Here is a 22,441-nt window from a genome sequence, read left to right on the forward strand (position 1 = left end):
GTAGTCAGGCTCGGGCGAAATGCGCCTTGAGGCGCGCCAGTTCCGCCGCCGTGATATGCATCACCGAACCATGCTTGGGGCCGGAAAAATTGGTGGCGCGCATCGGTGAGCCGGGGTCGTTGAAACGGCCCAGGTTCTTGAAGGTGGTGAAGTCGGCGGTTTCCGAGAAGCCCATGTTGTTCGGCTTGAGGCCGAACACGTCGTACATCAGCACGTAGTTCTTGCTGCCGATGCGGCGCCAGACCATCGGCGCTTCGCAGGCCACTGTTTCGGGATCGATCTTGCGCGGGTCGAACTGGTAGCCGGTGTTGATGCGGTCCGAGACCGCGTGGCGCAGGCCGTTCGGGGCGTCGTGGGCGACGTAGAACAGGTGGTACTTGTTGCCCACCCTGGTGATGTCGCCGTCGATGGTGCTCTTGGTCTGGTCGGGGTAGTGGAACAACTGCTGTGGTGTCGTCTCGAGCGTGGTGTAGGCGGCGTTGGCGTAGGCGTACACCAGGTAGTTCTGGCCGCCCTTGTGGCGGGTGGTGAAGTACACCATCAGCTGGTTTTTTTCGGCATCGAAAATGGTTTGCGGCGCCCAGGCGGCGCCGATGTCGGCGTAGTCGGCCGGGAACAGTTGATCGATGCGCACCAGCGCGTGGGTCCAGTTGACCAGGTCGTACGATTTCATCAGGATCAGCGCGCGATTGTTGCCCCAGCCGTAATCCTCGCCCGGGCGTTCCCATTCGGTGCTGCGCAGGCCGGCGTCGCGCGCGTAGATGTGCAGGTCGGTCATCGACATATAAAAAGCGTTGTCGGGGCCGCGCATCAGGTGCGGGTCGCGCACGCCTTGCTGTTCGCCCAGGCCCTTGCCCAGTAGCACTGGTTGGCCGTCGTTGATGTCGGTAAAGGTGTAGCCGTCGGTGGACGTGGCAAAGTGGACCGAGTGGGTTTCGTCCTTGAAATAGACGAACAGGTAGGCTTGCATGTCCTGCTCGGCCGGGGCGCGGGTGCCGGCTACCGGCGCAATGGTGGGCACGATGCGCAACTGGCGGCCGGCGGCGGCCGGCCTGCTTTGAGCCTGGGCAGTTTGCTGGCAAAAGGCAAACGGCATCATCAGCCCGGCCGCGATGGCCTTGGTCATTTCCCTGCGCTTCATGTCTGTCTCCGTATCATTTTTTTCGGACCATACCACGGGTAGCAGTTCCGGCTGCCCGCCTCGCCGGATTTTCATCGCCCGCGCGATTTTGGTTATCGGTTTGTTTATTGCGCAAGCATGCAGCAGTTACAATGCACTTTCCAGAGTCAAGCACGGGAGTGTCATAGTGAAAATATCGAAGTCTTTGCCCATATGGTCCATCGCCTCGCCGGTGATCGCCTGGTTGCTGATCGCCGGCCAGGCGATGGGCGCGCAGGACATCGTCGGCCAGGTCTATACCTTGCTGCTGGTGGCGGGCCTGTTTGCCGGCGTGCTGGCGGCCGTGTTCCACGCCGAGGTGGTGGCGCACAAGGTGGGCGAGCCGTATGGCACGCTGGTGCTGGCGATTGCGGTGACCGCCATCGAGGTGGCGCTGATCGTCTCGCTGATGATTGCCGGCGGCGAAGCGACTGCCGGCCTGGCGCGCGATACAGTGTTCGCGGCCGTGATGATCATCCTCAACGGCATGCTGGGCCTGTGCCTGCTGGCCGGCGCCAAGCGCCACGGCGAGCAGACGTTTACCTTGTCGGGGGTGTCGGCCGCGCTGACCACGCTGGCGGCGATTTCGATTCTCACCATGGTCTTGCCCAACTACACCACCACCGTGCCCGGCCCGTCGTACAGCGCCAGCCAGCTCGGCTTCATCGCGCTGGTGTCGCTGGTGCTCTATGGCACGTTCGTGCTGGTGCAGACCGTGCGTCACCGCGACTACTTCCTGCCCGAAGTGGCCACCAACGACGAAGACACCCACGCGCCGCCGCCGCCGCTGAAAATGACATGGCTGTCCGCTGCCTTGCTGCTGACCTGCCTGGCCAGCGTGGTACTGCTGGCCAAGATGCTGTCGCCCACGCTCGAAGCGACCGTGCTCAAGCTCGGTGCTCCGAAGGCCGTGGTCGGCATCATCATTGCTGCCGTGGTGCTGCTGCCGGAAGGTATCGCCGCCTTCCACGCCGCGCGCGCCAACCGCCTGCAAACCAGCCTGAACCTGGCGCTCGGCTCGGCGCTGGCCAGTATCGGGCTGACGATTCCGGCGGTGGCCGTGGTCTCGCTGATGACCGGCTGGACCCTGTCGCTTGGTATCGATGTGAAGTCCAGCGTGTTGCTGCTGCTGTCGCTGATCGTCGCGACGCTGTCGCTGGGGACTGGCCGCACCACGGTGATGCAGGGCACGGTGCACCTCGTAATCTTTGCAGTTTATCTGTTCACAGCAATCGTTCCCTAAGGAATCTCGAAAACCTACTGCGCGGCCCGCTATCGCCGCTCCGTTGCTCAGCGTACCTCCGTACGCTTCCGCTACTCGCGACGATAACGAACCGCTCGCTACGGTTTTAGAGGTTCCTTACGGAAAAGTGCGGGCTCGACAGTACTGAGGGGGTTACCATCTAGCCAACTCAAGTACAGGAGCCCGCATTGAACCATTACCAATTGAGCCCCTGGCTCACCAGCATCGCCCTCGAAGACTGGATCGTGGCTGCCGTGGTCGGCACGGTGGTGTTTTTCCTGCTGCACGGCTTGCAGATCTTCGTGCGGCGGCGCCTGGCCCACATGGCCGCCGGCGCCCATGCCCAGCGCCCGCTGGCCGAGGTGCTCAGCGCCACGGTGGCCAGCACCAGCAACTTTGTCATCCTCCTGATCGCCGTGCTGGCGGCGCTGACGGTGCTCGATTTCGGCGCCGTGTGGAACCAGCGCATCGACCATTTGTGGTTCATCGTGATCGGCGTGCAGGTGACGATTTATCTCACGCGCGCGATCTCCATCGGCATTCGCCGCTACTTCCGCAGCCAGTCCGACGACGCCGACGCGCCGCTTACGGTGGCCAACACGCTGGTCAGCGGCGCCATCAAGACGCTGTTGTGGACCTTGCTGCTGCTGTCGGTGCTGTCCAATGCCGGCATCAATATCACCACGTTCATTGCCAGTCTCGGTATCGGCGGTATTGCCATCGCACTGGCTGCGCAGAACATCCTCGGCGACCTGTTTGCGTCGCTGTCGATCGCGGTGGACAAGCCGTTCGAGGTGGGCGACGCCATCAATGTGCTCGGCGTGTCCGGCACCGTGGAACACGTGGGCCTGAAAACCACGCGCATCCGCGCCGACAGCGGCGAACAGATCGTGGTATCGAACACCGACCTGCTGAAAAACGTGCTGCGCAACTACAAGCGCATGGCCACGCGCCGCATCGTCATGTCTTTCCGCATCAACCCGGAAACCCCGGCTGCGCTGGCGGGCCAGGTGCCGGCCATGATCCGCACCATCGTCGAGGCCCAGCCCGACATCCGCTGCGACCGCGTACACCTGAAAGCGGTCACGCCCGAGGCAATCGAATACGAGCTGGTGTTTTTTGTGCTCACGTCCAACTACCTGGTGTACATGGATACCCAGCAGACCATCCTGCTGGCCACCATGGAGCGCTTTGCCGACATGGGCATCAGCACCAGCATGGCGTCGCGCCGGGTGGTGCTCGACGGCGATACGGCAGGCCTTGCCCCGCAGCGTGGCGCGCCGCAGCAGGTGGTATGATCGATGACCCCTTCGATGCGAATGGCGCGGACTCGGGCACCTGAAAGGCAAGCTTCCATGGCACACCTCCGGCTTGCCGATTTTATCCGCAGCAATATCGAAGCGATCCTGCAGGCCTGGGAAGATTTCGCCCGCACGGTCGAGCCACCGGCGCTCACCATGGACGATGTCGAACTGCGCGACCACGCGCGGCAAATGCTGCTGGCCGTGGCCGACGACCTCGACCAGCCGCAATCGGAACAGGAGCGCGTGGCCAAGTCGCAGGGGCTGGGCGAGCGCGAGCGTGAAAACGGCCACCGGGACACCGCGTCCGAAACCCACGCGGAGGCGCGCCTGCTGTCCGGTTACACCGTCGTGCAACTGGTGTCGGAATACCGCGCGCTGCGTTCGAGCGTGCTGGCGCTGTGGGATGCGTTTACCAGGGAAGACCGCGACACCGACAGCGCCGACATGACGCGCTTTAACGAGGCGATCGACCAGGCGCTGGCCGAATCGGTGGCGCGCTACGAGTACCTGGTCAAGAAGTCGCAGAACATGTTCCTGGCCATCCTCGGCCACGACCTGCGCAATCCGCTTGGCGCGGTGGTGATGGGGTCGAGCTTCCTGATGCAGGCCAACGATATTCCGCACAAGTACGCGCTGGCGGCTACCCGCATGAACAGCAGCGCCAGGCGCATGAGCAGCCTGGTCAACGACCTGATCGATTACACCCGCACCCACTTCGGCGCCAATATGCCGATCGATACCCGCCACGGCGACCTGGCCATCATCAGCCGCCAGGTGGTCGAAGAACTGCGCACCTTCCACCCGGAACGCCAGATCGCGCTGCAGGTTCCGGGCAGCGTGATGACGATGCTCGACAATGGCCGCATCGCGCAAATGCTGTCCAACCTGATCGGCAATGCCATCCAGTACGGGCTGGTGGACACGCCGGTGGCCGTCACTGTGCTGGCGGACGCCGGCAACGACATCGTCATCAGCATCAATAATGCCGGTCCCGCCATCCCGGCCGACAAGATTGCCGGTATTTTCGATCCGCTGGTGCGCATCACCCAGCAGGGCGGCGCGGACGCAGGCGAGCACACCAGCCTGGGCATCGGCCTGTACATCGCGCGCCAGATTGCCCAGGCCCACGGCGGGCGCATCGAGGTCGTTTCCGGCGAGCAGGACGGCACCACGTTCAGCGTCACCCTGCCGCTGCACCGCAGTGGTCTGCACGCTGCCTGATGTTGTAAAGCAGCCTCATCTTGTCATGAGGCGGTAATACGGAATTGTTATCTTGCAAATCTTTAAAACGATTGCCGGATACACACACCATGAACCGCAACTCCTTGTGCAAGCCGCTGCTCGTTGCCGGCCTGACCGCCGCCCTGCTGGCTGGCTGCAGCAGCGATTCCACTCCTGTCAACGAGACCGCGCCCACCACCCCGGTGGCTGCCGCGCCCAAGAACGTGATCTTCTTCCTCGGCGACGGCATGGGCATGACCACCATGACCGCCGCCCGCATCTACGCCGTGGGCGAAGAGGGCGAGCTGACCGTCGACACGCTGCCGGAATCGGCGTTTGTGAAGACCTACTCCAACGACGCGCAAGTGACCGACAGCGCGCCGTCGATGGCCGCCTACATGACCGGCGTCAAAATGAACAACGAAGTGATCTCGATGTCGGCCAACACGGTCGCTGTCGATCCGGTGGCCGACGCCAACGGCAACAAGCTCGGCAACAACTGCGGCGCCAGCAATGGCACGGCGGTGCCGACCCTGCTCGAACAGGCCAAGACGCAGGGCATGGCTACCGGCGTGGTCACCACCACCCGCGTCACCCACGCCACCCCGGCCGCCACCTACGCCCACATCTGCCACCGCGACCTGGAAAACGATATCGCCGCCGCGTCGGTGCCGGGCGGCGCCGGTTTCAATGCCGCGCTGGGCACGGGCCTGGACGTGATGCTCGGCGGCGGCAGCCAGTTCTTCGTGCCGGTCGCCGCCGGCGGCAAGCGCAGCGACGGCCGCAACCTGATCGACGAATCGAAAGCAAAAAACGCCACGTACGTCAGCAATGTCACCGAGCTGAACGCGATCGACGCCAGCAAGACCACCCGCCTGCTGGGCCTGTTCTCGTCGAGCCACATGAGCTACGACCTCGACCGTGACCCGGCCAAGGAGCCGAGTCTGGCCGAAATGGCCACCAAGGCCATGGACGTGCTGGCCAAGAACAGCAAGGGTTACTTCCTGATGGTGGAGGGCGGCCGCATCGACCACGCGCTGCACGAAACCACGGCCAAGAAAGCCCTGCACGACATGGTGGCGTTCGACAACGCCATCAAGGCCGTGCTGGCCAAGGCCCGCATCGCCGACCCGGACCTGAAAAACACCCTGATCGTGGTGACCGCCGACCATGACCACACGCTGGTCCTGAACGGCTACGCCAAGCGCACCGGCAAAACCACCGCCGGCAATGCCGGTGTGTTGGGCGTGGTGAAAAACTACGTGACCGGCGCGGTGGACAAGGACCTCGACGGTGCACCGTACTCGATCATCGGCTTCGGTAATGGCGAAAACCGCACCCAGGGCAACCGCAGCAGCATGGCCAGCCTGGACGAGAGCGTGACCAGCGCCAATACCTACCACCAGGAGGCGGTAGTGCGCGTGGCGGTGGGCAGCGAGACCCACGGCGGCACCGACGTGTTCCTGGGCGCGATCGGCAAGGGCGCCGAAAACTTCACCGGCACCATCGACAACACCAAGGTGTTTAGCCTGGTCAAGACCGCCTCCGGCCTGTAAAACTTTCACACGGATACCAGACATGAAACCTACCCTGATCGCGGCCAGCCTGGCCCTGGGCCTTGCTACCTCCTTTACCCTGCCAGCGCATGCGGCCGGCGAAGCCAAGAACATCATCTTCTTCCTCGGTGACGGCATGGGCCCCACCACGATTACCGCCGCGCGCATCTACAAGTACGGCGAAGACGGCAGCCTGACCATGGACACGCTCGAGCGTACCGCGCGCATCAAGACTTTCTCGGCCGACGCCCAGACCACCGACAGCGCACCGTCGATGGCCGCCTACATGACCGGCGTGAAAATGAACAACGAGGTAATCTCGATGTCCGCCGAAACGGTCGCCACCAACCCGGGCCGCGACGCCAACGGCAACCTCGGCGTGAACAACTGCGCCGCCACCAACGGCACGGCCGCCCCCACCATCCTGGAACTGGCCAAGGCCAAGGGCAAGGCCGTAGGGACGATTACCACCACCGAGCTGACCCACGCCACCCCGGCCACGGCCTGGTCGCACATCTGCAACCGCAATGCGCAGTACCACATTGCCGCGCAACTGGTGCCGGGCGGCGCCGGTTTCAATACCGCCCTGGGCGATGGCGTCGATGTGCTGATGGGCGGCGGGCGCAACCACTTCACGCCTTATGGCGCCGGCAACACTACCGGCCGCGCCGACGGCCGCAACCTGTTGACCGAACTGGCCGCCAAGGGCTACACGGTCGCTGCCAACAAGACCGAGATGAATGCTGCCACCGGCAAGAAATTCATCGGCCTGTACAGCACCCGCAGCCACCTCGAATACGAACTCGATCGCACCGCCACGCCGCCGCTGGGCGAGGGCGCGTCCCAGCCAAGCCTGGCCGAGATGACGGTCAAGGCAATGGACCTGCTGGCGCAAAACACCAACGGCTACTTCCTGATGGTGGAAGGCGGCCGCATCGACCATGCGCTGCACGGCACCAACGCCAAGCGCGCGCTGAGCGACACCATCGCTTTTGACGACGCCATCAAGGCTGCACTGGCCAAAGCCAGGCTGACCGACCCGACCCTGGCCAACACCCTGATCGTGGTCACCGCCGACCACGACCACACGCTGGCGTTCAACGGCTACGGCAAGCGCGGCAACCCCATCCTCGACATCAACCGTGGCTACCGCGACGGTCTGCCGGCCAAGGATGCGGATGGTAAAACCTACACCACGCTGGTGTTCGGCAACGGCCCGAACCGCCCGAACCTGCGCGACAACCTCGACAGCACCACGGTGCTGGCCGATAACTACCTGCAGGAGACCGGCGTGCGCCTGTCGAGCGAAACCCACGGTGGTGGCGATGTGAAGCTGTTTGCCACCGGCGCCGGCGCCAAGCCGTTCAAGGGCACGCTCGATAACACCAAGGTGTTCGGGTTGTTGAAGACGGCGTTCGGGTTTTAAAGTCGCTGCAATAAGGTCCGTCATGCTGTAACGACGGACCGTCGCGCAGGCGGGAATCCACGCGGTCCATGGATTCCCGCCGGCGCGGGAATGACGAATCAAACGCCAATAATTGAGCCCTCATGCAAATCTCCCGCCTTTCCACGCTGCTCGCCACCCTCAGCCTCGCCGGCACAGTTCACGCCGTTGCCAACGCGCCGGCCACCGCACCCGACCTCGACCTGGCGATTGCCTACTACAGCAAAACCGTCGCCCCCGACGGCGTCACCCGCGAGTCGCGCTACGAGGAAACCATGTTGCGCCGGCCCGGCCACGTGTGGAGTGCGCGGGTGCTGCCGGCGCATGCGGCGCCGCATAAACATGAGGAGGGTGGCCACCGCCATGGCCTCAACCACATCGCCATGCCGCGCCACGTGATCAACGCCGGTAAGACGCCGCGCCTGGAGTTTGTCGATGCAAAAGAGAAGGCAGTGATCGCCATCCCCGCCACCGAGTTCGGCAACGTCAACTTCGACGGCTCGTGGGACCGCGCGTTCTACCTGCTCGATCCGCGCCTGCTGAAAACCATGGCCGTGACCAACCGCGCCAGCAGCACGCCCGGCGCGAAGTGGCGCGAGCGCGAGGACAACGGCGTGTACCAGCGCGTGCTGTGGGACGAGCAGCGCCAGATTCCGGTGACGATCGAAAGCGGCGACAAGGCCGGCACCTTCTATCGCCGCGTGGATGTCACTGCCCGCGCCGGCGCAGCTGCGGCGCCGTGGACCAAGCTGCAAGGATATGCACAGCGAGAATTCGCCGACTTCCTCGATTAGGAGCGCCCGAAAAAGCCTCCATGGCCGCGTTGCAGCTCCTCGCCGTACTAGCGTACTGTCTTCGTCGCTGCGCCTGGCCCTGAAGGCTATTCGGGCGCTCCAGATCCAGATCAGACGGGGCTGGGCAAATTGTCGATCAACTTGTCGAGCGTGATCGGGTAATCGCGCACCCGCACGCCGGTGGCGTTGTAGATGGCGTTGGCGATTGCCGCTGCCGTGCCGCTGATGCCCAGTTCTCCCACGCCCTTGGCTTTCAAGGGACTCATGGTGGGATCAACCTCGTCGAGGAAGATCGCATCGAGGTGGGGGATGTCGGCGTGGACCGGCACTTCGTACCCGGCCAGGTCGTGGTTCACGAAGAAGCCGCGCTGGTGATCGACCACCATGTCTTCCATCAGCGCCGCGCCGGCGCCCATGGTCATGCCGCCGATGATCTGGCTGCGCGCGGTCTTGGGATTCAATATGCGGCCGGCCGCGCACACGGCCAGCATGCGGCGGATGCGCACCTCGCCGGTGGCCGCATCGACCGCCACTTCGACGAAATGCGCGCCGAAGGTCTGCTGCGCATACTGTTTCGACAGCTCGCCGTATTCCATCTTGTCTTCGCCCACCAGATCGCGCGTGCGTGCAGCATAGGCCAGCGGCACGCTGCGGCCGCCCCAGCGCACCTGGCCGTCGGCAAAGGTGGCATCGTCGGCCTTGAAACCAAGCTGCCTGGCCACCGCCTCGCGCAGCTTGACGCACGCCGCGTACACGCCTGCCGTCGAGGATGCCGCGCCCCACTGGCCGCCGGAGCCGGACGATTCCGGGAAGTTCGAATCGCCCAGCTTGACCACTACCTGCCCGACCGTCACGCCCATCATCTCGGCGGCGGTCTGGGCGATGATGGTGTAGCTGCCGGTGCCGATATCGGTCATGTCGGTTTCCACCGTCACCATGCCGCGCCGGTCGAGCCGCACGCGCGCGGCCGACATGGTGATCGGCGCGCCGCGGATGGCGGCGGCCACGCCGTAGCCGACCAGCCAGTGGCCGTCGCGGCGGCTGGCCGGGCGTTCCGGCCGGTTCTGCCAGCCGAAGCGCTCGGCGCCGGTGCGCAGGCATTGCACCAGCTGGCGCTGGGAGAACGGCCGTTTGGGGTTTTCGGGATCGACCTGGGTGTCGTTGCGGATGCGCAGTTCGATGGGATCGAGTTGCAGCTGTTCGGCCAGTTCATCGATGGCGATTTCCAGCGCCATCATGCCGGGCGCTTCGCCCGGTGCGCGCATGGCGCTGCCTTCGGCCAGGTCCAGGTGCGCCAGGCGCAGCCGCGTCATGCGGTGGGCGCCCGCGTACAGCAGGCGGGTGGCGGCGGTGGCTGCCTCGGGCCGGCCGCCGGCGATATTGCCGGACCAGCTTTCGTGGCCGATGGCGACGATTTTTCCGCTCTCGGTGGCGCCGATGCGCAGGCGCTGGATGGTGGCTGGGCGGTGGGTGACGTTGTTGAACATCAGCGGGCGCTGCAACGCCAGCTTGACCGGCCGCTTGGCCGCGCGCGCCCCGAGCGCCGCCAGCACGGCGTCGCACAGGATGGTGCCCTTGCCGCCGAAGCCGCCGCCGATGTACGGCGACACCAGCCGCACATTGTCTGCCGCGATGCCGAGCGTTTTGGCCAGGTCGCGCCGGCCCCAGTTGATTTGCTGGATCGAGGTCCAGAGCGTGAGCTGGTCGCCGTGCCAGGCGGCGATGCTGGCATGCGGCTCCATCATGGCGTGGGCCTGGTCGGGCGTGGTGTATTGCCGGTCGAGCCTGATGGGGGCCTGGGCATAGGCGGATTCGAAGTCGCCGATGCCGGTTTCGGGCGGCGGCGCGAATTTGGCTGCCTTGGACAGCGGCGCGCCGTCCCTGGCGGCGGCCAGGTCGAAGGCGCCGGCGGTGCGCGTGTAGCGCACATCGACCAGTTGCGCGGCGGCGCGCGCCTGCTCGAACGTCTCGGCCACTACCAGCGCCACGGCCTGGTGGTAATGCTCGATGTCGGGACCGGCCAGTGCGCGGGCGGCGTAGAACTCGCCCTTGTCCAGCTGGCCGGCATTGGCGGCCGTGACCACGGCCAGCACGCCGGGCGCGGCGCGGGCGCGGGTAATGTCGATGCTGTCGATGCGGCCCTTGGGAATCGCCGCGCCCAGCACGTAGCCGTAGGCGGCGTTCGGCGCGGCGGCGTGCTGCTCGTAGGCGTAAGTGGCTGTGCCGGTGACCTTGAGCAATCCTTCCACCCGCGAGAGGGGCTTGCCGACCACCTTGAGCTGGTCGATCGGACTGGTAGTGGCGGGTTTGTCGAATTTCATGCGCGTTCCTTGGCTTGCGGGTTGGCCTGATCGAGGATGGCGTGCAGCGTGCGCTCGGCCAGCACCGCCTTGTAGCTGTTGTCTTCAGTCGGTCTGGCGCCCTCCAGCAGGCGCGCCATGGCGGCCCTGGCGCCTTGCGGCAGGGCGCTGTCGGCCTCCTGGCGGCGCCACGGCTGGTGGGCCACGCCGCCCAGCGCCACGCACCCGCTGCCGTCCTGCTGGACGATGGCCGCCACCGACACCAGCGCGAATGCATACGAGGCGCGGTCGCGCACCTTGCGGTAGAAATGCCGGCCGCCCACTGGCGGCGGCAGCACCACCGAGGTAATCAGTTCGCCGGGTGCGAGGTTGGTGTCGCGCTCGGGCGCGTTGCCGGGCAGCCGATAAAAATCGGCGATCGCGATGCGGCGCGTGGCGCCGTCGGCGCGCACGGTTTCCACCACCGCATCGAGCGCGCGCATGGCCACGGCCATGTCGCTCGGGTGAGTGGCCAGGCAGGCGTCGCTGTGGCCGATGATGGCCAGGCCCCGGGTAAAACCGCCGACGGCCGCGCAGCCGCTGCCGGGCTGGCGCTTGTTGCAGGCCTGGTTGGTGTCATAGAAATACGGGCAGCGCGTGCGTTGCAGCAGGTTGCCGGCCGTGGTGGCCTTGTTGCGCAACTGGGCCGAGGCGCCGGCCAGCAGTGCGCGCGACAGCACGCCGTAGCCGCGCCGCACGGTGGCGTCGGCAGCGAGTTCCGTGTTGCGCACCAGCGCGCCGATGCGCAGTCCGCCGTCCGGCGTGGCGGCAATCTGGTCGAGGCCGATGTGGTTGACGTCCACCAGGTGTGCCGGGGTGTCGATTTCCAGCTTCATCAGGTCGAGCAGGTTGGTGCCGCCGGCAATAAAGCGCGCGCCCGGGGTGCGGGCGATGGCGGCCGCCGCTTCGGCCGGGGTGCGCGCGCGTTCGTAGGTGAAGGCTTTCATGCGCGGCTCCCGGCCACGTCGGTGATGGCGTCGATGATGTTGGAATAGGCGCCGCAGCGGCAGATATTGCCGCTCATGCGCTCGCGCAGTTCTGCGGCGCTGAAGACGGGCGCGGCATTGAGGTCGGCGGTGACGTGGCTCGGTACGCCGCGTGCGAGCTCGTCGAGCGTGGCTACGGCCGAACAGATCTGGCCCGGCGTACAGTAGCCGCACTGGTAGCCGTCGTGCTTGACAAACGCCGCCTGCATCGCGTGCAGTTGGTCGGGCGTGCCCAGGCCTTCGATGGTGGTGACCTGGTCGCCGTCGTGCATGACGGCCAGGCTCAGGCAGGAGTTGATGCGGCGGCCATCGACCAGTACCGTGCAGGCGCCGCACTGGCCGTGGTCGCAGCCTTTCTTGGTGCCGGTCAGGTGCAGGTGTTCGCGCAGGGCGTCGAGCAGGGTGACGCGGGTGTCGAGGTCGAGCTGATGTTGCTTGCCGTTCACGGTGAGCGTGGTGTTGGCGGTAACAACGGCGCCGCCCGTGGCCGGGTTCTGGCCTGCGGCCTGTCGCGCACCTTCGGCCTGGGCTCGACCGGGCAGCATGCTGGCGGCCACGGCGCCGGAGCTGGTAGCGATGAAGGTGCGGCGATCAATGTTTTGGGAGGTTGACGCGATTGATATCGGCAGGTCTGGCATCTGGGGCTCCATGGTTCGGGGATGCCGGGCAAGGCCCGGCTGACCGGACCAGTGTGCCGCCTGGGCGGGGGCGGCGGTATCCCGTTCCTCTAGGCCGCTTGCCTGATCCTCTGGCGGTGGCGAATCCTGTAGCCAGCCGGGGGCGCCAGTCGCTATGATTGCCTCCACCATGGATAAAACAATCGAATCATTGTGTGCCGAGCTGGTACGAAAAAGCACGCCGCTGGTGGGCGCCGTCGAAAACCCGACCAGCATTGCCGCGCTCACGCTTTACCGCCACCTGGAGCCGACGCCGCCGGCGCCGGCCCAGTACCTGCCCAGCATTGCGCTGGTGGTGCAGGGGAGCAAGCGGGTGCACCTGGGGCAGCACAGTTTTATCTATGACCGCTCGCGCTTTTTGGTGACCGCCATCGACTTGCCGGTCAGCAGCGAAGTGCTCGACGCCAGCGTGGCCGCGCCGTATATGTGCTTGCGGCTGGCGCTCGATATCCGCCTGGTGCGCGAAGTGCTGGCCAGTACGCCGTTAATGACGGATATGACCGGTGCCGCAGCACCGGATACGTGTGGCATGGGCACCGGGGCCGTGACGGTGGAACTGGCGGCGGCCTTTGGCCGCATGCTCGACCTGCTCGGGTCGCATGAGCCGTCGGCGTTTCTCAGTGACCTGCTGCAGCGGGAAATCATCTATCGCGTGCTGCACAGCGCAGCAGGCGCGCGCCTGCGCGCGATTGCCACCACCGGCGGCGACAGCGACCGCACGGTGCGGGCGCTGGACTGGATCCGCAATCATTACACCGAGCCGCTGCGCATGGAGCAACTGGCGCAGCAGGCGGGCATGGGCGTCTCGACCCTGCACCACCATTTCCGCCGCTTGACGTCGATGAGTCCGCTGCAATTCCAGAAGCAGCTGCGCCTGCACGAAGCGCGGCGGCGCATGCTGATCGATGGCCTGGACGCTGCCAGCGCCGCCTTCGACGTTGGCTACGAGAGCGCCAGCCAGTTCAACCGCGAATACAGCCGCGTTTTCGGCTGCTCGCCGATGCGCGATATACGTGCGCGACGCGATGGCTGGCGCGCTTAGCAGTTGCTGGCGCCCGATGCATTCCAGTTATATGCTTATGAGGATCGCCTAATGAATGTAAAGATACTGTAATTCGAATATTTTTAGCATATTCATGCTGCGCCACGCTGAAATTGCCGATTTATTTGGAATGTATTTGCCCGGGCCGAAAGTTAAACTTGTTGTTCATTTGCAAGCGATACGCAACGCGCTCACCGGGGAAAGCAGGGTATGACCGAAGTCAAGAAACGCAAGGTGCACAGCGCCGCCTTCAAGGCGCGCGTGGCGCTCGAAGCGGTACGCGGCGACAAGACCGTCAGCGAGATCGCCCACCTCCATTGCATCCACCCGGTGATGGTGAGCCAGTGGAAGAAAGAAATCCTGACCCAGGCCCATCTGGTGTTCGAATCGAAGCGCGGTCCCAAGGCCGAATAGCCACTGCCATCGCAGCCATCGCCGCCGCTTTCCCTCCCGCATTACCCTCCATCCTGTTGTTTTTTTGTTGCGCCGCAAGATTTTTTTGCTTGCGGCCGCACCTTGCACGGCTGACGCACAGGCGCCGAGGCGCCTGCCGCACGGCACAATTTAAGCTATGGTCGCGCTACCGTCGCCAGCCCCCGGACACCGCCACAGGGCGGGGATTTGCCCGGTTCGAACGCCGCTTGGCACCGTCGGCGCCGCTAGCTTAAATAGCGCCGCCGGGGCGTCCGGCGTGCCAGGCTAGCTGCGCGATACCGATAAGGTTATTCAAAAACCTTCGTTAATTTATGCAAGTGAGCCTTTTATATTTGTGCCCGACATCAATACGAAAGGGCACCATGCAGGGCAACACGACGCAATACAACAAGACCGGACTGGCGGCAGCAGTACTGCTGGCGCTGGGAATGGCTACCATGACCGGCTGTGCCAGTACGGCCAGCAATAGGGCTACCAGCGCGGCCACCAACGCTGCCACCAGCGCTGCCACCAGCGCGGCTGCCAATTCAGCCGCCAATTCAGCAGCTAACACGGCTGCCAATTCGGCCCTCGCGCCAGCAACCGCTGCGCCTGCCGCGTCCGCCAACCAGTTTCCCGACTATCTGACCATCGCGCCGGGCACGCTGCCGCTGGTGTTTTCGGTGCCGCACGGCGGCAACGTCAAGCTGGCCGATGCGCCCGAGCGCGCCAAGGGCACCAAGGTGCAGGACGACCGCGTCAACGAGCTCGCTGCCGCCATCCAGCGCCACCTGCTGGCAAAAAGTGGCCGCCAGGCCTACCTGGTGGGCGCCAACATCAGCCGCAAGTACATCGATTTCAACCGCAAGGCGGAGGACGCCTACGAGGCGCCGTCTGCCGCTCCCGTCTATGACGCCTATTACGGCGCATTGCGCAGCGCGATCGACACGGTGCGCACGCAGCCGGGCGCGCTGCTGGTCGATATCCACGGCCAGAGCCTGGACCGGGGCGCGATCTTTCGCGGCACCGGCAGCGGCCTGACCGCGCACAACGCGCCGTTCTACACCACGCCCGACGGCCTGATCACACGTCTCGAAGCCGGCGGCCTCAACGTGCTGCCAAAAGCAGCCGAGGACAAGGAAACCCATTTCAGCGGCGGCACCATCGTGCGCGTGTTCGGCGTGCAGACGCCGCAGGGTATCGACAGCGTACAGCTGGAATTTGGCGCCAACTGGCGCGCCGGCGCCGAGCGCATCGAACAAACCGCAGCCGTGGTGGCCGACGCCTTGCTGGCCCACCTGCGCGCTGCCGGCTACCGCTAACAGCGGCGGTACCGGACACTGGCCCGCCCGCTGTGGCGGGCACGCCATCACATTCATAACAGGGGAAAAAATGAAAAACTTGAAACAGAACGCCATCGCCGGGGCGGTATCGCTGGCGCTGTCGCTGGCTTACGCCAATCACGCCGTCGCCCAGGTCGCGGCACCGGAAGATACCGTACAGCGCGTGGAAATTACCGGTTCGAGCATCAAGCGCACGGCTGCCGAAGCCGCCGGTTGGGTGCAGGTGCTCACCCGCGAAGACATCGAGCGCACCGGCGAGACTACCGCGCTCGGCATCCTGACCACCACGTCCGCAGTCAGCACCAGCCTGAGCGCCGCTACCCAGGGCGCGGCCACCTTTGCCAACGGTTCGTCGGGCGTGTCGATGCGCGGGCTGGGCAAGGTGGCCACGCTGGTGCTGGTCAACGGCCGCCGTATCGCGCAGTACGCGCTGTCCGATGCCGCGCAGCAGAACTTCACCAACATCGACGCGATTCCGTCCGCCGCCATCGAGCGCATCGAGATTCTCAAGGATGGCGCTTCGGCCATCTACGGTTCGGACGCGATTGCCGGCGTGATCAACATCATCCTGCGCAAGGACTACCAGGGTTTCAAAATCAGCAGCAATTACCGCGAAGCAGATGGTTTCCGCGACCTGCGCAGCCGCAACGTGGCCGGCATCGTCGGCTTTGGCGACCTCGACAAGGATGGCTACAACACCTACATCAACTACGAGTTCTACAAGAACGACGGCTACACCACCGGCGAGGTGGCCAAGTTCTATCCCGAGTGGCACCGCCTGACGCCGGGCCGTTCGACCTGGGATGCGAAAAGCCAGTACTCGCCGACCGGTAACTATTTCCGCAGCAGTACCAATATCGTTGCCGCGCCAGGCTGCCCGGCCGACGCCATCGACCCGGTGGACAAGCAGTGCAAGTTCGACGCGCTGGCCACCGATGGCGCAGCTACCGGTTCGAAACGCTGGTCGCTGGCCAGCAATACCCACTTCCGCATCGGCAAGGCGATCGACGCCAATTTCGAGTTGACCGCTGCCGGCGCCACCACCGACTACCTGCTTGGCGCCTTCACCACCAATACCACCACGTCGGCTGCATACTGGTACGACATGTACGGCGGCAATTTGATCGGGCCGTTTTATTATCCGAAGCTGCCGGTGGGCCACCCCAACAATCCGTACTCGACGCCGACCGAGTTCCGTGCGCGCCTGGCCGATACCGGCGACGGCTTCAACTTCAACCGCACCACGTCGCAGCAGTACCGCGCCATGCTGAGCCTGACCGGCGACATTGGCAGCTGGGAATGGAAATCGGCGCTCGGCCACATGAAATCGACGGCCGACAAGGACTTCCGCGGCACCAGCGCCCAGGGTTATACCAACGCCATCGTCAGCGGCGCGTACAAGTTCGGCCAGGTCAACGACCGCGCCCTGCTCGAATCGATGTACCCGGTGCGTAACACCTACGGCAAGGCCGGTATCAGCTTCTGGGACGCCACCGTGTCGGGCGAGGTGTTGCAGCTGCCGGCCGGACCGGTGCGCCTCGCGCTGGGTACCGACATCCGCCGCGAATCGTACGAAATGAAAAGCTCGGACAATGTGCTCGGTGGCGAACTGGTGAGCGCGTTCGGCCTGCAGGTCAAGGATACCGTCGATCACTACGCGCTGTTTGCAGAAGCCACGATACCGGTCTTCAAGCGGCTGGAATTGTCGGTGGCCGGCCGTGGCGACAAGACCAGCAATAGCGAGGCGCACTTCTCGCCCAAGCTGGGCCTGCGCCTGAACGCCACCGACAGCCTGCTGCTGCGCGCCACCGCTTCGGGCGGCTTCCGCGCCCCGAACATCGTCGAATCGGGCAATGGCATGGGCCGCAGCTCGTACTCGACCGGCGTGCAGGATTACCACCGCTGCCCGATCGCCAACACCCTCAACGCGCTGGTGCAGGGGTCGAGCACGGCCACCACCGGCGACAAGGCGCTGGCCAACACCTACCGCAACGCCGACTGTTCCGCCGTGCTGCCCGCTTACGTGTCGTCCAACCCGGACCTCAAGCCGGAAACCTCGCGCACCATCACCGGCGGCCTGGTGTGGGAACCGGTCAAGAACTGGACGCTGGCCGTGGACTACTACCATATCGAACGCAAGGACCAGATCGGTACCCGCACGCTGGCCGACATCCTCAAGGGTGAGAGCACGCTGCCCGACGGCCAGCTGGTGCGCGTGGACAGCACGGCCACCGACAACGAGTTCCTGGCGCTGGTGGCCAAGTACGCGCCCGGTAACACCGTCAACTACGGCAATATCGGCAAGGTGGCGCTGGTGTACAACCCTTACGTCAACAGCGGCAAGACGCGCACGTCGGGCTTCGACTTCGATGCATCCGGCCGCTTCAACACGGCGCTGGGCCAGGTACGCCTGAAGCTCGAAGGCGAGTACACCTGGAAGTACCAGGAGTGGAGCGTGACCGACAATGCCTACAGCGCCAACCAGGCCGGCAACTACGATGGCGGCTCGCGCCTGTCCACCAAGCTGCGCGCCAACATCAAGTCGGGCGCCTGGGACAACGGCGTGGCCATCAACTACCGCAGCGGCTACAGCTCCAACAGCGTGTCGTCGCCGACCTATTGCACGACGCAAAACGTGGCGGCACAATACTTCGATACCTGCAGCCACATCGGCAGCAATACCACGGTCGATTACAACGTGGCGTTTTCCGGCATCCCGCACGTGAAGCTGGCGCTGTTCGTCAACAACCTGTTCGAACAGGATGCGCCGGTGTCCTGGCGCGGCGGCTTTTCGCCGCAGTTCCGCCGCATCGGCGTCACTGCCGCCTATACTTTCTGATGAGCTGACATGAAAAAATTTTCCGCATTATTACTTGGCTTGCTGCTGGCCGGTGGCGTCACCGCCCAGCAATACCAGGGCCAGCCGCCGATCCGCGCGGTGGTGGATACCAGCAGCAAGCCCACCGACCGCCAGGCCAAGGGCGTGTTCCCGTTCAACGAAGACGGCGTGTATTTTTCCAACGACTTCGACGGCGCCCGTGTCAACGGCATCGAGCGTACCGGCCCCAACGCGTACACCATCACCATCACGCCGGAAAACGCGCCGATCAACATGAGCCCGTGGTACGCATTCCAGGTGTGGTCGCGCGCGCCCGGCGAGGTGCAGGTCAAGCTCGTGTATCCGGAAGCGGCGCGCCACCGCTACACGCCGCAGGTAAGCACCGACGGCCTGCAGTGGACGCCGCTGGACGCCGACCGCATTGCGGCCGACGCACCGGCGCAGGTGGCCGAAGGCAATAGCAGTGCCACGGCCCGTCCGAAAAGCGTGACCTTGCGTCTGCCGACCGGCCCGCAGCCGCTGTGGATCGCCGGCCAGGAACTGCACACGTCCAAACGCGTGTACGGCTGGCTGGACGACACCGCGCGCAAGCATCATTTACCGGTCGCCGAGATCGGCAAGAGCACGGGCGGGCGGCCGCTCAAGCTGCTTACGGTCGGCAACCCGGCCGCGAAAAAAGCGATCGTGGTGATCTCGCGCCAGCATCCGCCCGAGGTGACCGGTTATTTTGCCATGCAATCGTTCGTCGAAACGCTGGCAGCCGATACCGCACTGGCCAAGCGCTTCCGCAAGGACTGGACCGTGTACGTGGTGCCGTTGATGAACCCGGACGGCGTCGATGGCGGCTTCTGGCGTCATAACGTGGGTGGCATCGACCTCAACCGCGACTGGGCCGATTTCAACCAGCCGGAGACGCGGGCCGTGCGCGACTTCCTGCAACAGCGCGCCGACGCCGGCACCAAGTTTTACTTCGGCATCGATTTCCATTCGACGTGGGACGATATCTATTACACGCTCGATCCCAAGTTCGTCGGCAATATGCCGGGGCTGGTACCGCAGTGGCTGGACCGCATCCAGCACGAGATTCCGAACTACAAGCCGGTGGTGCAGGCGTCGGACCGGCTGGAACCGACCACGGTGTCGCGCAACTACTTCCTCAAGCAGCACGGCATGGAGGCGATCGTGTTCGAGATCGGCGACAACACTCCGCGCGACAAGATCCGTCAGAAAGGGCAGGTCGGCGCCACCGAGCTGATGAAACTGATCTTGGCGAAGTCGTCGCGTTGAGGCTGCCATGACCAGAACCCTGTTCTTGCCGCCCGCCGTGCTGCTGGCGCCTTGGTTGATCCTCGCCCTGGCGGGTGCGCTGCCGCTGGCGGTGGCGCAAGCAGTCCCGTCGTCGGTGGTCCCATTGCCGAATTCGGCGCCACAATCGGTACCGCCATCGAAGCCTGATGCGTCATCGCCATTGGCGGCAACGTCGTCGTCACCATCGGCGGCGCCGAAAAGTATCGTCGCGCTGACCGCCCATTTACCAGCCCAGCCGTGCTTCCTGCCGATCTGGCGCGATGCCGACAAGGGCCGCGTGTTGCTGGCCGTGAGCGAGCTCGATCGCCCGTTCCTGCTGGCCAGCTCGCTGCCGTACGGGCTCGGTTCGAACGAGGTGGGACTGGACCGGGGCCAGCCCGGCGAAGTCAAACTGGTGCGCTTTCAAAAGCGCGGCGCGCGGTTGTTCCTGGTGGAGGACAACACGCGCTACACCGCCAGCTCCGGCAATGCCGACGAGCGCGCCAGTGCGGTGCAGGCGTTTGCGGCTGCCGTGCTGTGGTCGGGCGATATCCTGGCCAGCGAACCGGGCAAATACCTGGTCGATTTCTCCAGCTTCCTGCTGACTGATCAGCACGGCATAGGGCGGCGCCTGGCCGGCGCCAAACAGGGCAACTACACGGTGCAGGCGACGCGCAGCGCGGTGCTGGCGGAGCTGGCGAAAAGCTTTCCCGACAATACCGAGCTCGAAGCCGAGCTGACCCTGGCGGTGGCCGGTGCTGGCGAGGGCGCGGCCGTGCGCCGGGTGGCGGCCGATGGCGGCGCCGTCACGCTGCGCCAGCACATCAGCCTGGTGCGCTTGCCGCAGGACGGCTACACGCCGCGCACCTTCCACCCAGGCTCGGGCGGCACCGCCAACGCGGTGATCGATTTCGGCGTGCCGCTGGCCGACAGCATCGACGTACGGCGCCAGCGCCGTCACCGGCTCGAACGCATCGATCCGGCGGCGGCATCCGGCCCGGTGAAAAAGCCCATCGTTTATTACCTCGACCGGGGTGCGCCCGAACCCGTGCGCTCGGCCCTGCTCGACGGCGCGCGCTGGTGGGCCTCCGCGTTCGAAAAGGCCGGCTTCCAGGATGCGTACCGGGTCGAGCTGTTGCCCGAGGGCGTGGATCCGATGGACATCCGCTACAACGTCATCAACTGGGTGCACCGCGATACGCGCGGCTGGTCGTACGGCAGCTCGCTGCTCGATCCGCGCACCGGCGAAATCATCCGGGGCGTGGTCACACTGGACTCGCAACGCGTGCGGCAGGACATCCTCATTGCTGAAAGCCTGCTGGCCCCTTACGGCGCCAAAGCAGCGCCGGCTGACCCGGCACGACAGGCCGCACTGCCGCAAGCGGCGCTGGAGCATGTACAGCCGGCGGCGCTGGCGCAGGGGGCACAAGCGGCGTCGGCATCGGTACAACAGGCAGCACAGGCGCCGGTGTCACAAGTGGCGTCGGCGCCGGTACAGCAAGCAACGTTGGCGCCGGCTCAACAGGCAGCGCTGGCGCAGATACAACAGGCCGCGCTGGCGCGCCTGCGCCAGTTGGCCGCGCACGAGATCGGCCATACGCTGGGTTTCACGCATAACTTTGCTGCCAGCCGCTACGCGGGCGGCAACGGCTCGGTGATGGACTATCCGCATCCGTTGCTGAGCATTGCTGCCGATGGCAGCATTGCGCTCAACAACGCCTACGGTACCGGGCTGGGGCCGTGGGATGATTTCGTGGTGGCGCACGCTTACACCGCGTTTGCCACGCCGCAGGCCGAAGCTGACGGCCTGGCGCGGCTGCGCGCCCAGGCTCGTGCCCAGGGCCTCGACTACGTGAGCGACGCCGATTCGCGCCCCGCCGGCGCCAGCCATCCGGGCGGCCTGATGTGGGACGTGGACGCCGACGCGCTGGCCGGCTGGGACGTGATCATGGCGGCGCGCCGGCGTGCGCTGCAACAGTTCTCGGTGGGCGTGCTGCCCGACCAGCGCCAGCTGGGCGAACTCGAAGCGCGGTTGGTGCCGGTGTACCTGCTGCACCGCTACCAGACCGAAGCGGTGGCGCGGCTGCTGGCCGGCGGCGCCTTCGAGTACGCCACCGCAGCCGATGCGCGCAGCGGCGCGCGCCAGGCCGGCGTGCGCGTGGTGCCGGCCGCCGTGCAACGCCAGGCGCTGCGCCAATTGGCCGACAGCCTGCGCGCCGAGCAGTTGGCCTTGCCGGCCCACGTGCTGGACTTGCTGACGCCGCCCGCCCAGGGCTACCAGCGCGGCGCCGAATATTTTGCCACCGGCATGGAACGCGGTTTCGATCCCTACGCAGCGGCGCAGGCCGCCGCCGCCCAGGCTTGCCTGTACCTGTTCGACCCGGCGCGCGTCAATCGCCTGGCGTGGCAGCATGCGCGCGACCCGCAGCAGCCTGGCGTGACGGACCTGCTGGCGCAGGTGCTGGCCGGCGGCTGGAAACGGCTACCGGTACCGGCCACGCTGGCGGGCGGGGCGGCGGTGCAACAGGCTGCCGACTGGGTCGTGCTCGACAGCGTGTTGCGCCTGCTCGACGGCGGCAACCTGCATCCGCAGGTGGAGGCCGAAGTGCGCCAGGGCGTGCGCGAACTGGGGGCCTGGCTGGCGCGCAATCCCGGCAGCGGCAGCGTGGGCGCGAACCGGCGCCAGGCGGTTGATCTGATCACGCGCTACCTGGCCGATCCGCGCAGCGTCAAGCTGCGGCCGGCGCCGGCGATTCCGCCGGGTGCGCCGATCTGACCGGCGCTGCTACAGCG

General features: G+C 65.5%; 15 protein-coding genes and 1 pseudogene. 12 read left to right on the forward strand and 4 right to left on the reverse strand.

Translation table 11 applies throughout. The annotated features are described in order from the left end of the window. Positions 1–4 precede the first annotated feature (4 nt). Positions 5–1,141: a glycoside hydrolase family 43 protein gene (locus F8197_RS23515; RefSeq protein ID WP_152883985.1), complete on the reverse strand. Its 1,137-nt coding sequence runs from the start codon at positions 1,139–1,141 to the stop codon at positions 5–7. A 166-nt stretch (positions 1,142–1,307) separates the two neighbouring features. On the opposite strand from F8197_RS23515, the gene F8197_RS23520 reads away from it, so the two are divergent. The 6 genes from F8197_RS23520 to F8197_RS23545 all read left to right on the forward strand — a co-directional run bounded on the left by F8197_RS23520 (position 1,308) and on the right by F8197_RS23545 (position 8,721). Next, positions 1,308–2,402, forward strand: a complete 1,095-nt coding sequence (locus tag F8197_RS23520; RefSeq protein ID WP_373996961.1) for a calcium:proton antiporter — start codon at positions 1,308–1,310, stop codon at positions 2,400–2,402. Positions 2,403–2,590: 188 nt separating this feature from the next. Further along, a complete protein-coding gene (locus F8197_RS23525; RefSeq protein ID WP_152883989.1) occupies positions 2,591–3,700 on the forward strand; it encodes a mechanosensitive ion channel family protein in 1,110 nt (369 codons plus the stop codon). A gap of 57 nt (positions 3,701–3,757) precedes the next feature. Further along, on the forward strand, positions 3,758–4,927 hold the full coding sequence (locus tag F8197_RS23530) for a sensor histidine kinase (RefSeq protein WP_152883990.1): 1,170 nt from the start codon (positions 3,758–3,760) through the stop codon (positions 4,925–4,927). 89 nt (positions 4,928–5,016) lie between these two features. After that, entirely contained in the window at positions 5,017–6,483 is a 1,467-nt protein-coding gene (locus tag F8197_RS23535; protein ID WP_152883992.1) for an alkaline phosphatase, read from the forward strand. Between the two features lie 22 nt (positions 6,484–6,505). After that, positions 6,506–7,909, forward strand: a complete 1,404-nt coding sequence (locus F8197_RS23540) for an alkaline phosphatase (RefSeq protein WP_152884003.1) — start codon at positions 6,506–6,508, stop codon at positions 7,907–7,909. Positions 7,910–8,031: 122 nt separating this feature from the next. Next, positions 8,032–8,721, forward strand: coding sequence for a hypothetical protein (locus tag F8197_RS23545; protein ID WP_152884005.1), 690 nt, complete (start codon positions 8,032–8,034; stop codon positions 8,719–8,721). 110 nt (positions 8,722–8,831) lie between these two features. On the opposite strand, the gene paoC is transcribed toward F8197_RS23545, so the two are convergent. The 3 genes from paoC to paoA are packed head-to-tail and all read right to left on the reverse strand — an operon-like array spanning position 8,832 to position 12,684. After that, a complete protein-coding gene (paoC, locus tag F8197_RS23550) occupies positions 8,832–11,042 on the reverse strand; it encodes an aldehyde oxidoreductase molybdenum-binding subunit PaoC (RefSeq protein ID WP_152884007.1) in 2,211 nt (736 codons plus the stop codon). Further along, positions 11,039–12,007 carry a xanthine dehydrogenase family protein subunit M gene (locus tag F8197_RS23555; protein WP_152884009.1) on the reverse strand — a complete coding sequence of 323 codons (969 nt, stop codon included), beginning with the start codon at positions 12,005–12,007 and terminating at the stop codon, positions 11,039–11,041. Before F8197_RS23555 ends, paoC begins: the two co-directional genes overlap by 4 nt. Beyond that, positions 12,004–12,684, reverse strand: a complete 681-nt coding sequence (gene paoA, locus F8197_RS23560) for an aldehyde dehydrogenase iron-sulfur subunit PaoA (RefSeq protein WP_227012382.1) — start codon at positions 12,682–12,684, stop codon at positions 12,004–12,006. Before paoA ends, F8197_RS23555 begins: the two co-directional genes overlap by 4 nt. A gap of 169 nt (positions 12,685–12,853) precedes the next feature. Here paoA and F8197_RS23565 point away from each other — a divergent pair, with 169 nt between their 5' ends. The 6 genes and pseudogenes from F8197_RS23565 (at position 12,854) to F8197_RS29000 (ending at position 22,424) form a co-directional block, all read left to right on the forward strand. After that, entirely contained in the window at positions 12,854–13,765 is a 912-nt protein-coding gene (locus F8197_RS23565) for an AraC family transcriptional regulator (protein WP_193333547.1), read from the forward strand. A 210-nt stretch (positions 13,766–13,975) separates the two neighbouring features. Further along, positions 13,976–14,170, forward strand: a pseudogene (locus F8197_RS23570) (transposase); the annotation flags it as partial. Positions 14,171–14,562: 392 nt separating this feature from the next. Beyond that, the gene (locus F8197_RS23575; RefSeq protein ID WP_152884016.1) at positions 14,563–15,501 is read left to right on the forward strand and encodes an N-formylglutamate amidohydrolase; all 939 of its coding nucleotides are present in this window, start codon (positions 14,563–14,565) and stop codon (positions 15,499–15,501) included. A 70-nt stretch (positions 15,502–15,571) separates the two neighbouring features. Next, on the forward strand, positions 15,572–18,361 hold the full coding sequence (locus F8197_RS23580) for a TonB-dependent siderophore receptor (RefSeq protein ID WP_152884018.1): 2,790 nt from the start codon (positions 15,572–15,574) through the stop codon (positions 18,359–18,361). A 9-nt stretch (positions 18,362–18,370) separates the two neighbouring features. Next, positions 18,371–19,648, forward strand: coding sequence for a M14 family zinc carboxypeptidase (locus F8197_RS23585; protein WP_152884020.1), 1,278 nt, complete (start codon positions 18,371–18,373; stop codon positions 19,646–19,648). A 7-nt stretch (positions 19,649–19,655) separates the two neighbouring features. After that, positions 19,656–22,424: a zinc-dependent metalloprotease gene (locus tag F8197_RS29000; protein WP_227012383.1), complete on the forward strand. Its 2,769-nt coding sequence runs from the start codon at positions 19,656–19,658 to the stop codon at positions 22,422–22,424. Positions 22,425–22,441 lie beyond the last annotated feature (17 nt).

Source organism: Duganella sp. FT27W (assembly GCF_009295655.1).
Classification (GTDB): domain Bacteria; phylum Pseudomonadota; class Gammaproteobacteria; order Burkholderiales; family Burkholderiaceae_D; genus Rugamonas; species Rugamonas zoogloeoides.